This window comes from Polynucleobacter paneuropaeus, from assembly GCF_003261235.1.
GTDB lineage: Bacteria > Pseudomonadota > Gammaproteobacteria > Burkholderiales > Burkholderiaceae > Polynucleobacter > Polynucleobacter paneuropaeus.
The window spans coordinates 1,120,506-1,135,008 of sequence record NZ_CP030085.1; the positions used below are offsets into that span (position 1 = coordinate 1,120,506).

Sequence of the window (14,503 nt, forward strand, 5' to 3'; positions counted from 1 at the left end):
CTTAAGCAGGAACCGCTTCAGCTTCAACAATCTTCTCTAAAGCCTTTTCGAGATGTTGCACCGTGCGATCAACATGCTCTAACTTCTCGAGACCAAACAAGCCGATACGGAAGGTACGGAAATCTGGGCGCTCGTCACATTGCAAAGGAACACCGGCAGCAGTTTGCAATCCCAGGGCAATAAATTTCTTGCCCGATTGAATCTCTGGATCTTTGGTGTAGCTAACTACTACACCAGGTGCTTGGAAACCTTTTGCTGCAACTGAAGGGTAACCTTTTGACTCCATCAAAGCTCGAACCTTAGTTCCCAATTCAAGCTGTTTGGCTTTCAGTAAATCAAAGCCTAGGTCTTGAGTTTCTTTCATGACATTGCGCAGAATCTTTAGGGCATCGGTTGGCATGGTGGTGTGATAAACGTGAGCGCCTTTTTCATAGGTCTCTACGATTTGCAACCATTTCTTGAGGTCCATTGAGAAACTACTGCTTTGAGTGCTCTCAATTTTTTCACGGGCACGATCACTCATCGCAACCATCGCACAACAAGGCGAACTGCTCCACCCTTTTTGAGGTGCGGTAATCAAGAGATCGACATTACAGGCTTTCATATCAACCCACATTGCACCAGAAGCAATGCAATCAAGCACAAATAAACCGCCAACAGATCTCACCGCTTCACCAACGGCTTTTAAATAATCATCTGGCAGAATGATTCCAGCAGAGGTTTCTACATGGGGAGCAAATACTACGGCTGGCTTATGCGTCTTAATATGCGCCACAACCTCTTCGATAGGCGCTGGAGCGAATACACCTTGGGTGGAATTGTCTAGCTGTTTACCTTTAATGACAGTGATGTCATTGGTAATGTTAGCTAAATCAAAAATTTGAGTCCAGCGATAGCTAAAGTAGCCATTACGCAAAACCACGCATTTTTGATTATTGGCAAATTGGCGAGCCACCGCTTCCATGCCATAAGTACCGCTGCCAGGAACGATTACTGCTGAGCTGGCGTTGTAAGCATCTTTCAAGATGCTCGAGATATCAACAATCACCTTCTTGAACTCGTTTGACATGTGGTTCAAAGAACGGTCGGTATAGACCACCGAAAACTCTAAAAGACCATCGGGATCAACATTGGGCAATAGGCCTGGCATATTCGTTTCCTAGCAATTCTGTGTTTAGCCCTAAATGATACCGATTTTGACCATTTTTGCATTGCACAAGATCAATCGTATGCAATTTAGCCCATTTAGAGGCCACTAGGATCGATCCTTGCGCCGTGCTGATGACACAGCTATCCCCAAGGCAATTAAGATAAAGGCAAAACCATGATAGAAATGGGGTGGCTCACCTAGCATGGCGGCAGAGAACACTGCAGTAAATAAAGGAATCAGATTTGCAAAGAAAGCGGCTACTGTGGGCCCTGCTCCATTCACGCCAAGACCCCAACAACGATACGCAATTAAAGATGGGCCGATTGCAACAAAAAGAATCAGTAGCACAGTCAGCGGTGTGAACTCAATATAGGCGTGCCCTGCCATCACCTCAAAGCCATCGAATAAACCCGTCCATAGTAAGCCTGCAAAAACTTGTGCCATCAAAAACTCAGCCCAGGGCCACTGGCGCTCTGTACTTTTCCCGGGGCGACTCAGCATCCAGCTATAGAGCGCCCATAGAATCGTTGCGAGCATGATTAACAAATCACCAACCACTACTTGGAGGTTGAGTAAGACATCCATCTCCCCACGAGAGAGAACCAGCGCAACTCCCAAGAGCGAAACCAAAGCACCAAATAGTTGCAATGGATTAGGTCGAGTTTGATACAAGAGCGCTCCGATAATGAGCATCCAAATTGGCATACTTGCACCTATCAATGTCACGTTGATAGGGGTTGAAGTTTGCAGGGCTAGATAGAGTAAGACGTTATAGCTACCCACTCCAAATAAACCGAGTAGAACAAAACGTTTTTTATTCGACCACAAGGCACTGCTAGGTTTAAAGACTTTCCAACCCAAGGGTAGCAATATGATTGCTGCAATCGCCCAGCGGACCGCACTTAAGGTAATGGGGGAAACACTGCCAACCAATAAGCGGCCAGCGATAGCATTTCCCGCCCAAAGTACAGTAGCAGTCACTAAATAGAAGATGGTAGATAAAGGAATATGTGACATCACAGGGTCTAGAAGGGGTAAAGACGATATAAAGGCTCGATTGTAGAAAGAAAGCTGGGGTATTGCTAAGATAGAGCCAAATTTAGTACAAGGATACCTAGTGGCAATCATTACCAATATCGAAGACCTGCGGGTACTTCATCAAAAACGCACTCCCAAGATGTTTTACGACTATGCCGATTCTGGCTCTTGGACTGAGTCTACTTATCGTGCAAATGAGTCTGATTTCCAGAAAATTAAGTTACGCCAAAGGGTTGCTGTCAATATGACTAACCGCACTCTGGAAACTACCATGGTGGGCGAGAAAGTTACAATGCCAGTAGCGCTAGCACCAACGGGATTAACTGGCATGCAACATGCCGATGGAGAAATATTGGCTGCTAAGGCTGCTGAAAAGTTTGGTGTGCCCTTCTGCTTATCTACCATGAGCATCTGCTCCATTGAAGATGTTGCTGAAAGAACAACCAAGCCTTTTTGGTTTCAGCTCTACGTCATGAAAGACCGGGGCTTTATTGAACGATTAATTGAAAGAGCGAAAGCAGCTAAATGCTCTGCCTTAGTGCTCACCTTAGATCTACAGATTCTGGGGCAGCGTCATAAAGATTTAAAGAATGGCTTATCAGCCCCTCCCAAGCTCACGATCGCCAATATGATCGATATGGCCACTAAACCTCGCTGGTGCTTGGGTATGGCGATGACTCCGCGTCGGACTTTCCGCAATATCGTTGGACATGCTACCGGGGTAGGCAATATGTCTTCCCTTTCTTCTTGGACTGCAGAGCAATTTGATCCGGGTCTCAACTGGGATGATGTGCAATGGATTAAAAAATTATGGGGTGGCAAGCTCATCATCAAAGGCATTTTGGATGAACAAGATGCTCGCCTAGCTGCTGACTCTGGTGCCGATGCACTCATTGTCTCTAATCATGGTGGCCGTCAACTTGATGGCGCTATCTCCAGTATCAAAGCTTTGCCCGGCATTGTGGATGCAGTTGGTAAAGATATTGAAGTGTGGATGGATGGCGGTATACGCTCTGGACAAGATGTACTTAAAGCATGGGCTCTTGGTGCACGCGGCACGATGATCGGCCGTCCTTTCTTATATGGCCTAGGTGCGATGGGTGAAGCAGGCGTCACTAAATGTTTGGAAATTATTCGTAACGAGATGGATATTACGATGGCATTTACAGGTCATCGGGATATTCAAAACGTGACGAAAGATATTTTGTATCCAGGGACTTTTTAAATGTCTTACATATATGACTGGCCAGCCATCATCTTTGTCTGCAGTTTGATCTTGTTGAGTCTTTCAGCTTGGATGGGCTCACACTTTTTTAGTCGATATCGCAATGCAGATACTGAATCTGAATTTGATTTAGGAGTCATTCAAACAGCAACCTTGACCCTTTTAGGTTTGATTATTGGCTTTACCTTCTCTATGGCAATTACCCGTTACGACCTGAGACAAACATTGGAAGAGTCGGAAGCCAACGCCATTAGCACTGAGTATTTACGAGCAGATTTATTACCCGCCAGTTCTGCAGTCAAAACGAAGGCATTGCTAGTCGAGTATTTGAATCAACGCATTACTTTTTATAGTCTGCGATTGGATGATGAGAAGCAATCTCTCCGTACTCAGACCGAAAATACGCAAGTGGCACTCTGGAGTAGTATCTTGCCGTATGTCAAAAGTCAGAATGGAGCTACCCCCGCCCTGATTGCCTCAGGTATGAATGATGTCTTGAACGCCGAAGGTTATACACAAGCGGCATGGTGGAATCGCATTCCTATTGCAGCCTGGACCTTGATGATTGCCATTGCAGTATTTGCTAACGCATTAGTCGGTTATGGGGCTCGCAATTACCAGAAAAATCGTGGTCTGTTCATCATCTTCCCTTTGATTGTCTCAGTCTCGTTTTTTTTGATTGCCGATATTGATAGTCCAACACGAGGCATTATTCGGATTAAGCCTCGTAACCTATTGGCACTCCAAGCCTCCCTTTACCCTCAGAAAGCAAGTGTTTCCCCAAGCATTAGCCATTAATTGCTGTAACTCAGTATCCAATAGGCGGTAAAGATGAAACGAGTTGTTGATGTATTTAAGAACCGAGGTCGAGACTTAGTCTGGACCTACGTCATTCATTTAGGTAATGCTGAGTTTCATCCTGCACAACTCGACTTTGAGATTGAAGCCTTACGTTTATCGCAACTCGATAAGCTCGGCCTAATCAGCAATTTAAGCGCCAGAATGAGAATACCCATTTAATATTTACTGATTTAGTAATTGACCATATCAAAATCATTGGCAATTGCTTTCACTATCATGAACACTCAAAATTCTTTAATGTGTTCACATGACTATTCAACGCTATCATCCAGTCCTGATTTTCTTTCACTGGTTTATTTTTCTTTTAGTAGTCCTAGCCCTCGCCTCCATTGAATTAAAAGGGCAATTCATCAAAGGTAGCCCACCGCGTGAGTTATGTAAGACTATTCATGGCTATTTAGGACAGCTAATATTTATGAGCGTTGTACTCAGGCTCTTTGCTAAATGGTATTTTGGTAATCCCCCGTCGATCGACACCAATACTCTGATGAATTTTCTTCGCAAAGCCATGCATACCCTGCTCTACTGCTTGCTATTACTGCTACCAATCCTGGGGGTGATCTTTTTGCAAGCTGGAGATAAGTCAGTCAATTGGCTTGGATGGGATCTACCCAATCTTGTTCCGAGTAATCTTGAGATGAAAAAGACTTTCAAGTCTGCCCATGAATGGCTGGGTAATGCGCTCTACTATTTGATAGGGTTGCACGCTTTCAGTGCCATTTGGCAGCACTACATCCTAAAAAACGATACACTGCAGCGCATGTTGTATCGTCGTAATTCACCATCTTAGTAATCTCAATTCAGGATCAATATGAAGCCCTTAAATACCAAAGCCAAGCTCGTAGCGGGCTGGACGATTTTGATGACCGTCATTGGTACTGCCATCTTGCATCAGTGGCAATTTTTTGCGCTCGGCTGTGCCTCCCTTGCACTGATTTTAGTAGCCAATCAGTACGGCCTAATCAAAGACAATACCGATCAAACTAAAAAATAAGACCCAGAGATCTGGGCCTTATCGTTTGATGTGCAACTCATTACAAGCTAGGGTAATCGGTATATCCTGCCTCACCACCGCCGTAGAAAGTCTTGCGGTTATAAGGATTGAGTGGTGCATTCTGTTGGAAGCGTTCCACTAAATCGGGATTGGCAATATAAATTCGGCCATATGCGACCGCATCAGCCAAGCCTTCTTCTAATACTTTTTCACCTAAGGCCTGGTCATATCCACCAGCAGTTATGAACTTGCCTTTAAACAAGGCCCTGAATAACTCAGAAGTCACTGGAGCAGCCTCATCGTGCTGGTCATTGCCGCCAGCAGAGGTAGAGCGAGGCTCGATCATATGCAGATAAGCTAGTCCATAGGTATTGAGCTTATGAATTACTGCTGTGAATAAGGCTACTGGATCGCTATCTGCAATATCGTTAAAGCTGCCATAAGGTGAGAGACGCACACCAATTCGATCACTCGAGTAAACAGTAGAGACCGCCTCAATGACCTGGCCAAGCAAACGAATCCGATTTTCAATTGAGCCGCCATATTGGTCGGAACGATGATTGGTTTTATCTTGCAAGAACTGATCCAACAAATAGCCGTTAGCCGAATGTATCTCTACCCCATCAAAGCCAGCAGTCTTTGCATTCTGAGCGGCTTGCTTGAACTCTTGTAACAGACGAGCAATATCGGACTCAGCCATCGCTTTTGGGGTCTCGTAGTCGTGCAGCTTCCAATCAGCGCCATAGGTTTGACCTGCAGGAGCAATGGCTGAAGGTGCTTCTGGCAGCCCTTCTTGAGGATGTAAGGAGGAGTGAGAAATGCGTCCCACGTGCCATAGTTGCGCCACAATGGCACCTCCTTTAGCATGGACCGCATCCACAATCTCTTTCCATGCAGCAGTTTGTTCTGCAGAATAAATTCCGGGGGTCGCGGGATAGCCCATACCTAGAGCAGAAATTTGAGTAGCCTCAGTAATAATCAGGCCAGCACTGGCTCTTTGGCTGTAGTACGTCTTCGCCAAAGGATTGGGTACATCCCCAGCTACAGCACGCATTCTGGTGAGGGGCGCCATGACTAAACGATTTTTAATACCAATCGCACCAAGCTTTGTTGGGGTGAACATGATTTCTTTTCCGGACATGGTGTGCTTTCTAATGGGGTTGAACTGACGCTGTGAATTTAGCAAACTTTGGTAAATTTTGCTGAGGTGATTTGGCTGGGAGATTAATTGTGTCGATATAAATAGAAAGGCCCGCAATGCGGGCCTCTTCTAAAATCATTTATTGATTAGGAAATTACTACTAACCAAACCCTGCTCCATGACTGTGCAACCATCAAGAACAACATTGGGATCGAAAGCAAAGTATTGATACGAGATGTCAGCATAGCAACACGAGCCGATTTGGCTTTGACATCTGCCTCAACAGCAACGATACCCAGAGCACGCTTTTGGTTTGGCCAAATAATGAACCAAACGTTAAAGGCCATCACTAATGCAATCCACATGCCCAAACCAATCGCACGGAATGGAGCCTGCAAAGTAAACGCTTGATGAATGTAGCCATTCAAAGCTGCAAGAATAATGCCGGTTAATACCGTGAAGAGTGCTGCCCAACGGAACCAGAACAAAGCAGCAGGAGCAATGACTTTACCAATCGCTGGTTTTTGCTCATCAGGAATCTTTGGCATGGAAGGAATTTGCACAAAGTTGAAGTACCAGAGCAAACCAATCCACATAATTGAGCACATCACGTGTAACCAACGGAAGACGAATGGCAACTCAGGTGCACTAAAGTTTGCGCCCAATGCCAAGAGAATCAAAAGCAGGAGCACAAAGCCTGCAAATACAGTGCGTCCGAGAGAGGTCAAAATTGAAGCCATGTCAGGATCTCCTTTAATAATCTGAATGCGTGCTAACTATAAACTATTCTTTAGGGCTGGAATTCGGGATGGGCGTAAGCGTTTTGCAATGCATTTTTTATGATGTAAAACAAGTACTTATGCCATCTATAGGCACCCTGCTTACTGGGCAGTCCAACCGCCATCCATATTCCAAGCTGCACCGCGCACTTCTGAAGCATCTTGGCCACATAAAAATACTGCTAGTGCTGCCAACTGCTCGGGAGTAACAAAATTACCTGAAGGCTGTTTCTCAGCAACCAAATCATGCTTGGCTTGCTCATTCGTAATCTTTTCGCGCTCCGCTCTAGCATCGACTTGTTTTTGAACCAAGGGTGTCAAAACCCAGCCTGGGCAAATCGCATTGCAAGTAATTCCAGTTTGGGCATTTTCAAGTGCGACTACTTTTGTCAAACCCACTATGCCATGCTTAGCCGCAACATAAGCCGACTTTTGGGCTGAGCCAACCAAACCATGCACTGAGGCGATGTTAATAATTCTGCCCCAATTGCGTTTTTTCATACCAGGCAGAGCATAGTGCGTCGTATGGAATGCAGAGCTCAGATTAATCGCAATAATGGCATCCCATTGAGCCGCAGGAAAGTCTTGAACAGTCGCAGTATGTTGAATGCCGGCATTGTTGACTAAGATATCTAGCGAACCAAAACGTTTTTCAGTCTGACTAATCAAGTCTGCAATCTCAGCAGGCTTACTCATATCAGCTCCGTGATAGTCAACCTCAACACCACAGGCTTTAATTTGGGCAATGGCATTATCTTTTTCACCAAAGCCATTGACCATGATATTGACACCCTGCTTTGCTAGGCCGATGGCCATGGCTAAGCCAATGCCGCTCGTTGAACCTGTGACTAAAGCCGTCTTACCTTTTAATTGGGACATATGGATACTCGCAATAAATAATGTACTAAGAAGAAATTCGAGGATACAGGAATTGCATTTAGATTCTGTAAATGAAATGTCCTAGCTGCTCCCAAAAAGAGTGTGGGATTAGGGATAGCAACCATGTAATCGTTACATAACGCAAAAATTTACCGATCGCCATATAGAGCAAACACGGCAACCAGGGTAGGCGTAACCAGCCAGCCGCCAAACAAAGAGGGTCACCAACACCGGGCAGCCAAGACAACAAGAGCATTTTGGGCCCACGAGCCTCAAGCCAGCTTTGTACTCGACCATTAATTGGGCCTTTAAGAGATTCAACACCATTCCGACTAATTAACCCAAGCCACCAATCCAATAAGCCTCCGAGTGAATTCCCTATCGTCGCCACCGCAATCGCTAGCCAATATAAATGTGGCTTGACAGCAATGTAGCCAAACAATACAGGCTCAGAACCGATGGGCAGCAATGTTGCAGAAACAAAGGCAGTGATAAAAACCATGGGCAGCCCAACCGAGGGCATGCCGAACCAGTGGAAAAAAGAATGAAGAAGGTCTTCCATTAGAGTAAGGGTGACATCAGTTGCACTACGTTTTCTAGAATGAGATGCCAACGTGATCGCTTGGCCCAGCTGACAGGATTGACTAAATTCGATTGCTGTAAATAGCTCTCGATGAGTTTCTGGAGATTTGCACAGAAGGTCTCGTTATAAACAATGAGGCTGATTTCAAAATTGAGGCGCAAGCTGCGTTGGTCTAAATTAACTGACCCAAAGACGGCGATACGTCGATCCACCAACATCGACTTGGTATGTAGCAAACCCCCATGAAACTCAGCAATGTTGACACCACCATCCATTAAGTCGCCATAAAAGCTGCGACTACTTAATGCAACTAGCGTTGAATCATTTTGCTTTGGAACAATTAAAGTCACGGTGACGCCTCGCCTTGCTGCAGCGATAAGCGCCTGAATCAAGCCTTCATCAGGCCCAAAATAAGGCGTGGTAATGGTCAACTCTTCGCGGGCATCCATGATGGTGGAGAGCAGCATTTGATACAGAATGTCATCGCGGTAAACTGGCCCTGAGGCACAGCACTGTGCCAATACATGCCCCTCATCTGGGGATCCCAGTGGCTCAGGATCCGAAAATTCGGTGATTGCCGTGTTATCAACACTCCAGTCAAATAAGAAGGTCAACTCGAACTGGGAGGCAATTGGACCCTCCACTCGCACCATGGCATCGACCCACTCACCCACTCCAGCACTTTGTTTGAATGTGCGCGGGTCAACTAAATTCATACTACCCGTCCACACTACAGCACCATCAATAACGAAGATCTTACGATGTAGACGCAAATCAGCACGACGAAACTGAAAGCGCCCCAATTGAATCGGTAGGGCCTCTGTTAATTCAATACCTGCAGCCCTAAACTTTGCTGGCCAATCTGACTTGAACCAATCTTTACTCCCTAATGAATCCAGTAAGACACGACAAGCTACCCCGCGTTCTGCGGCTCCAATGAGGGCTTCGCAAACACGATCTGCTTGACCACCCACGGCCCAGATATAAAACTCCAGATGTAAGGATTTTTTAGCGTTCTGAATATCTTCAATCATTGCTTGCAAAATCTCTAGGGAGTTCGTGTGCAATGTCACACGATTACCGGCGACAGCTGGGGTCCCGTTATTAGCCTCGATGAGAAGACTTAAGGCTTTAGCCTCTTGAGGCATAAACTGCCTATCACCCTCATAACGCTCACGCATTGCTTGGGTAATCTGTGCATAGTGCTCTTCCATACGCGTGATTTTTCTGCGCAACTTTCGGCCTACTGGGCGCTCACCGATCATGAAAAATAAGAGGATTCCAATGAGCGGTAAAGTAGCCACAATAAAAAGCCAAGCAAAAGCAACGGCAACCGGTCTTCGCACCAACAGCAATTGAATTGCAAAAACACCCACTACCAATAGATGAAGCAGGGTAACCCAAAGCGAGGTGATCCCAAGCATCGATTGGAGCAAGTAATCCCAGAGATGATTCATAGACACTCCAATTCAGCTGCAATACCCAGGTGATCTGATAGGCGTAACCAGTCGTGCAGGATTTGCGCAGAATGAATCTTCAGGCCACGCACATAGATTCGATCCATTGCTAGCATGGGTTTAATGCTCGGAAAAGTTTTTGCTGGTGATCCTGTTAAAACTTCAAATACCTCCTTAAAACCTGCCTCCAGCATTGGGCCACTCACTCGCCTGCGCCAATCATTAAAGTCACCGGCCACAATCGTAGGTTCATGATGGGCTAACTGTCCAATATAATGAATGATCTCCGCCAACTGTCGCTCCCTACCCTTCTGAAAAAGTGCGAGATGAACACAAAAGCAGTGGATTGCTTGTTCATTACCTGGCAGTCTAATTACGCTATGTAATAAGCCACGCTTCTCAAAGCGATAAGCAGAGATATCGTAATTCTTACCCTTTTGCAAAGGATGTTTCGAGAGAATGGCATTGCCGTGATGGCCATTGGCGTACTCTGCATTTTTGCCGTAATGCCAATCGTGCCAAAAGTCTTCTGACAAAAAATGGGTGAGTTCTTTTTCAGGCCAATGACGATATCGACTCACACGTGTGCGATGCTCTTGCTGTAATTCTTGGAGAAATAATAGGTCGGGATGTTGGATCCGAATTTTTTGCCGCAATAGATGCACTGTCACATGACGATGCAATGGAGATACACCTTTATGCATATTGATACTAAGTACGGTAAATCGCTGAGATGAGGTCATGCTTTGGAAGCCTCTGCACTTTGACGCCGGATTCGAGCAGAATAGATTTCTGCCTCAACTAACTCTTGGCATTGCATGCATTTATTACAAATGGAAGCAGCCTCACGCAACTCATCAATTGAATTGATATTGTGGCTGTCGAGGTAGTCTCGGAGATCCAAATCCAAGATCTCATTACAAAGACAAATGATTTGAGCCATTTACCGGAAGTGTGAAATCAATCGCATTAAAGCCATTTTGCCACCCCCTTGATAGAATCGAGTCATGTTTAATGCATTTCAAGGCGCTTTTGCCCTTCTCGCCCACCAGGATCAAGCCCTACTGGGTATCGTATGGGTATCTCTTCAGGTTAGTCTGACCGCCCTTTTAATAGGCGCCCTGATTGGCCTGCCCTTAGGAGCGATCCTTGCAGTGGAAGAATTCAGGGGGAAAAAATTCGTCGTGGTCTTATTAAATACCCTGATGGGAGTTCCAACTGTCATTGTGGGCGTCTTGGTTTATTTGTTGCTATCGCGCTCTGGCCCCCTCGGTACGTTGGGCTGGCTATTTACCGTACCCGGCATGATCGTGGCGCAGATTTTGTTAACAACGCCTCTAATCGCAGCCTTAAGTCGTCAAATATTAGAGGATGCTTGGCGCATTCATCGCGACTCTTTTTTAGCGCTTAAGCTACCTTACTCATCGACCCTGAAATGGCTCAGCTGGGACTGTCGCTTCTCACTCACGATTGCACTATTAGCTGGCTTAGCGAGAGCGATATCCGAAGTGGGCGCGGTCATGATTGTGGGTGGCAACATTGATCACTCCACGCGCACCATGACAACCGCCATCGCACTAGAGACTAGTAAGGGGGATTTACCTCTAGCCTTAGCACTCGGCATCATTCTGATGGGCGTAGTTTTATTAGCCAACCTCCTCACATTTATGGTTCGCCAGATTGCAGAGCGTCGCTATGCTTAATTCATCTGCACACACTCAACAATGGATTGAACTGAATCAGATTTTGGTTAAGGATGGGGGAAAAGTCATTCTGAATATTCCACATGCAAAGATTCATTTTGATCAGATGACGGCATTGATCGGCCCTAATGGCGCAGGCAAGACCACCCTACTTAAGCTTTTACATGGTCTGATTGAGCCTGATACTGGAACCATCTATTTTTCTAATCCCGCTCTTCGTAAAGCTTTGGTTTTACATCACACCGCAATGATTAAAGCCTCTGCTAGAACCAATCTAGCGCTGGCTCAAGATAGTGACCGCTCAATATCTAATCAAGAAATCGAGCAGGCTCTAAAACATGCGGGTTTAGCCCACCTAGCGGATTGGCCAGCTCAGAAACTCTCAGCGGGTGAAAGACAAAAACTGTGTTTAGCTAGAGCGCTTTTACAGTCGCCCGATCTCGTATTACTAGATGAGCCTACCGCTAATTTAGATCCGAACACTACTGAGCAAGTGGAGGCAATGATGCGGCAATATAAGCAGGATGGTATTGAGCTACTATTTTCTTCGCACCAATTAGCTCAGGTCAAAAGACTTGCAGAGCAAGTGATCTTTATTGCTGAAGGTCAAATTCAAGAGATAGCAAAAACTAGTGAGTTTTTCTCGAATCCAAAAACGCTAGCAGCTCAACGCTTCTTGTCTCAAGAGCTTATTCAAGCCTAGGTGTTCTGAATCACAATATTCGGAAACTTACTACTCATATCCTTCGCAAGACCCGCAATCCGAATGGCAACTTGCCGAGCGATTTGCTTATAGACTTGACTAATTGCGCCATTGGGTTCAGCAACAACTGTTGGACAGCCAGCATCCGATTGTTCCCGAATCGATAGGTTTAAGGGTAAAGACCCTAAGAAATCAACGCTATAGTCACTGCACATTTTTTGTCCGCCGCCTGAACCAAATACATGCTCCTCATGACCGCAGCTTGGGCAGATATAGGTGCTCATATTTTCTACAATACCAATAATCGGAACGCCAACCTTCTCAAACATTTTGAGCCCTTTGCGCGCATCCAATAAAGCAATATCTTGGGGTGTAGTCACAATGACTGCTCCCGTTACGGGCACTTTTTGGCTGAGCGTTAACTGAATATCCCCTGTACCTGGTGGCATATCCACAATTAAATAATCTAAGTCACGCCACTGGGTTTGGCGTAGTAACTGTTCTAGAGCAGAAGTCACCATCGGACCGCGCCACACCATCGGACTATCTTGATCAACCAGAAAACCGATCGAACTAGCCTGCAAGCCATGGCCCTCCATCGGCTCAATGGTGTTCTCTTCCACAGTCTGCGGACGCCCATTGATCCCCAGCATCATCGGCAAACTGGGGCCATAAATATCGGCATCCAAAATACCAACGCGAGCACCCTCAGCAGAAAGAGCTAGCGCCAAATTGGCTGCAGTTGTCGATTTTCCAACGCCACCTTTACCGCTGGCGACTGCAATAATATTTTTAACGCCAGGCAATAATTTCACACCCCGTTGAACGGTATGGGCGACGATATTGCTGCTGACAGTGACCTGAATATTTTTGACATCAGCTATCTTTTTTAGGGCAGCAATCACTAAATCCTGAATGGCCTGAAATTGGCTTTTAGCAGGATAACCCAGTACCACTTCCAATTGAATATTGTTATCGCTTACGCTCAGATTTTTAATTGAGCCAGAGGACATCAAATCGATTTTGCTATCGGGATTAATAATGCTTCGTAGTACTGTCTCAACGTTTTCAACTGTGACTGCCAAAATGCTCTCCTAAGGGTCTTGCTCATGTGGGCAAGCTGATTTATCTAGAGTATCTTAATGCTTGCGGACTATTTACGTATTAACTCAATATCACCATAGTAGGCACGAGTTTCCGATTGAGTATTGTCGGTATCCGTAAGCAAGGCAATGCCAATAACCTTACCAGCTGCCTCACCATAAGCCTTTTGGTAATCAGCTGATAAGTCACGCTCATGCAAGCGCCACTCGCCGATATGCTCTTGACCAGAGTCCACCACAATCATTTTGACTCGGGTTGTACGGGGATTATCAAGGGTGGTATCTACTGGTGTTTTACCTGACCAGATATACATTAAGGTGGCGTACGGCATTTCTTGACCACTAATTAAATTGGCTAATTCGAAATTCATTTTCTCCTTAAGGGAGAGTTTTGATTTATTACCATCAAAAGCGACCATGATTCTGAGGGGAGCATCATCATTTTGTTGATCGGCATTATCGGCTGCAGGAATCATCCCCGTAGCTTTCCATTCCCAACGTAGCCATAAATTTTGAGCTGATCGTGGTACTAGCTTAATTGCTAAACCTGAAGCTGCTGTTTTTGAACTCGCACTCAGAACCGTTCTACCCTGATATTTTTCTAAGTGATATACCGTATTCTTTTTAAACGGAGCAATTCGATAAAAAGTCCACCCCGTAGGCATTGTTGCCCCACTACTTTGATTGGAGAACTTCGGTAAGTTCTCTTGGGTCGGTAAAGCTTCGGCTGGAGTTGAACTTGAGGAGTCCTCATTCACACTAGCGCATGCGGAAATGAGCATCATCAAGACGATTAATAAAAACCGGATGGGCTTATCAAAACAGGTCCAGATGGTGGATACAGAGTACATAAGATGAATTGTCCCAAATATTGAGCTGACTGAGTC

18 protein-coding genes are annotated in these 14,503 nt (G+C 45.5%); 7 read left to right on the forward strand and 11 right to left on the reverse strand.

Annotated elements, in window-relative coordinates:
- Position 1 precedes the first annotated feature (1 nt).
- Together Pas1_RS05900 and Pas1_RS05905 are read right to left on the reverse strand one after the other, a co-directional pair.
- The gene (locus Pas1_RS05900) at positions 2 to 1,150 is read right to left on the reverse strand and encodes an aminotransferase class V-fold PLP-dependent enzyme (RefSeq protein ID WP_112203671.1); all 1,149 of its coding nucleotides are present in this window, start codon (positions 1,148 to 1,150) and stop codon (positions 2 to 4) included.
- A 105-nt stretch (positions 1,151 to 1,255) separates the two neighbouring features.
- On the reverse strand, positions 1,256 to 2,167 hold the full coding sequence (locus Pas1_RS05905; RefSeq protein ID WP_112209082.1) for a DMT family transporter: 912 nt from the start codon (positions 2,165 to 2,167) through the stop codon (positions 1,256 to 1,258).
- A gap of 100 nt (positions 2,168 to 2,267) precedes the next feature.
- Here Pas1_RS05905 and Pas1_RS05910 point away from each other — a divergent pair, with 100 nt between their 5' ends.
- The 5 genes from Pas1_RS05910 to Pas1_RS05930 all read left to right on the forward strand — a co-directional run bounded on the left by Pas1_RS05910 (position 2,268) and on the right by Pas1_RS05930 (position 5,268).
- Positions 2,268 to 3,413, forward strand: a complete 1,146-nt coding sequence (locus Pas1_RS05910) for an alpha-hydroxy acid oxidase (protein WP_112294757.1) — start codon at positions 2,268 to 2,270, stop codon at positions 3,411 to 3,413.
- Positions 3,414 to 4,211 (forward strand): bestrophin-like domain, encoded by a 798-nt coding sequence (locus Pas1_RS05915; protein ID WP_112294758.1) that lies wholly within the window; start codon positions 3,414 to 3,416, stop codon positions 4,209 to 4,211.
- 33 nt (positions 4,212 to 4,244) lie between these two features.
- On the forward strand, positions 4,245 to 4,433 hold the full coding sequence (locus Pas1_RS05920; protein WP_112203659.1) for a hypothetical protein: 189 nt from the start codon (positions 4,245 to 4,247) through the stop codon (positions 4,431 to 4,433).
- An 88-nt stretch (positions 4,434 to 4,521) separates the two neighbouring features.
- On the forward strand, positions 4,522 to 5,064 hold the full coding sequence (locus tag Pas1_RS05925) for a cytochrome b (protein WP_112209079.1): 543 nt from the start codon (positions 4,522 to 4,524) through the stop codon (positions 5,062 to 5,064).
- 21 nt (positions 5,065 to 5,085) lie between these two features.
- Positions 5,086 to 5,268, forward strand: a complete 183-nt coding sequence (locus tag Pas1_RS05930) for a hypothetical protein (RefSeq protein WP_112203655.1) — start codon at positions 5,086 to 5,088, stop codon at positions 5,266 to 5,268.
- A gap of 40 nt (positions 5,269 to 5,308) precedes the next feature.
- On the opposite strand, the gene Pas1_RS05935 is transcribed toward Pas1_RS05930, so the two are convergent.
- From Pas1_RS05935 to Pas1_RS05965, 7 genes are all read right to left on the reverse strand, one after another.
- Positions 5,309 to 6,409, reverse strand: a complete 1,101-nt coding sequence (locus Pas1_RS05935) for an alkene reductase (RefSeq protein WP_112294759.1) — start codon at positions 6,407 to 6,409, stop codon at positions 5,309 to 5,311.
- Positions 6,410 to 6,555: 146 nt separating this feature from the next.
- Positions 6,556 to 7,149: a urate hydroxylase PuuD gene (locus Pas1_RS05940; RefSeq protein ID WP_112209077.1), complete on the reverse strand. Its 594-nt coding sequence runs from the start codon at positions 7,147 to 7,149 to the stop codon at positions 6,556 to 6,558.
- 141 nt (positions 7,150 to 7,290) lie between these two features.
- Entirely contained in the window at positions 7,291 to 8,067 is a 777-nt protein-coding gene (locus tag Pas1_RS05945) for a 3-hydroxybutyrate dehydrogenase (protein WP_112203649.1), read from the reverse strand.
- Between the two features lie 58 nt (positions 8,068 to 8,125).
- The gene (locus Pas1_RS05950) at positions 8,126 to 8,680 is read right to left on the reverse strand and encodes a YqaA family protein (RefSeq protein ID WP_318784731.1); all 555 of its coding nucleotides are present in this window, start codon (positions 8,678 to 8,680) and stop codon (positions 8,126 to 8,128) included.
- Positions 8,629 to 10,107 (reverse strand): cardiolipin synthase, encoded by a 1,479-nt coding sequence (gene cls / locus Pas1_RS05955; RefSeq protein WP_112294760.1) that lies wholly within the window; start codon positions 10,105 to 10,107, stop codon positions 8,629 to 8,631. The genes Pas1_RS05950 and cls overlap by 52 nt, the downstream gene beginning before the upstream one ends.
- The gene (locus Pas1_RS05960; RefSeq protein WP_112294761.1) at positions 10,104 to 10,850 is read right to left on the reverse strand and encodes an endonuclease/exonuclease/phosphatase family protein; all 747 of its coding nucleotides are present in this window, start codon (positions 10,848 to 10,850) and stop codon (positions 10,104 to 10,106) included. The genes cls and Pas1_RS05960 overlap by 4 nt, the downstream gene beginning before the upstream one ends.
- Entirely contained in the window at positions 10,847 to 11,050 is a 204-nt protein-coding gene (locus tag Pas1_RS05965) for a (2Fe-2S)-binding protein (protein ID WP_112294762.1), read from the reverse strand. The genes Pas1_RS05960 and Pas1_RS05965 overlap by 4 nt, the downstream gene beginning before the upstream one ends.
- A 64-nt stretch (positions 11,051 to 11,114) precedes the next feature.
- Here Pas1_RS05965 and Pas1_RS05970 point away from each other — a divergent pair, with 64 nt between their 5' ends.
- On the forward strand, positions 11,115 to 11,810 hold the full coding sequence (locus Pas1_RS05970) for an ABC transporter permease (protein WP_112203639.1): 696 nt from the start codon (positions 11,115 to 11,117) through the stop codon (positions 11,808 to 11,810).
- On the forward strand, positions 11,803 to 12,513 hold the full coding sequence (locus tag Pas1_RS05975; RefSeq protein WP_112203637.1) for an ATP-binding cassette domain-containing protein: 711 nt from the start codon (positions 11,803 to 11,805) through the stop codon (positions 12,511 to 12,513). The genes Pas1_RS05970 and Pas1_RS05975 overlap by 8 nt, the downstream gene beginning before the upstream one ends.
- Here the strand turns inward: Pas1_RS05975 and apbC are convergent.
- Positions 12,510 to 13,598: an iron-sulfur cluster carrier protein ApbC gene (gene apbC / locus Pas1_RS05980; protein ID WP_112294763.1), complete on the reverse strand. Its 1,089-nt coding sequence runs from the start codon at positions 13,596 to 13,598 to the stop codon at positions 12,510 to 12,512. The two genes, Pas1_RS05975 and apbC, sit on opposite strands and share 4 nt — an antisense overlap.
- Before the next feature lie 68 nt (positions 13,599 to 13,666).
- A complete protein-coding gene (locus tag Pas1_RS05985) occupies positions 13,667 to 14,467 on the reverse strand; it encodes a DUF3047 domain-containing protein (RefSeq protein WP_112294764.1) in 801 nt (266 codons plus the stop codon).
- Positions 14,468 to 14,503: the final 36 nt, after the last annotated feature.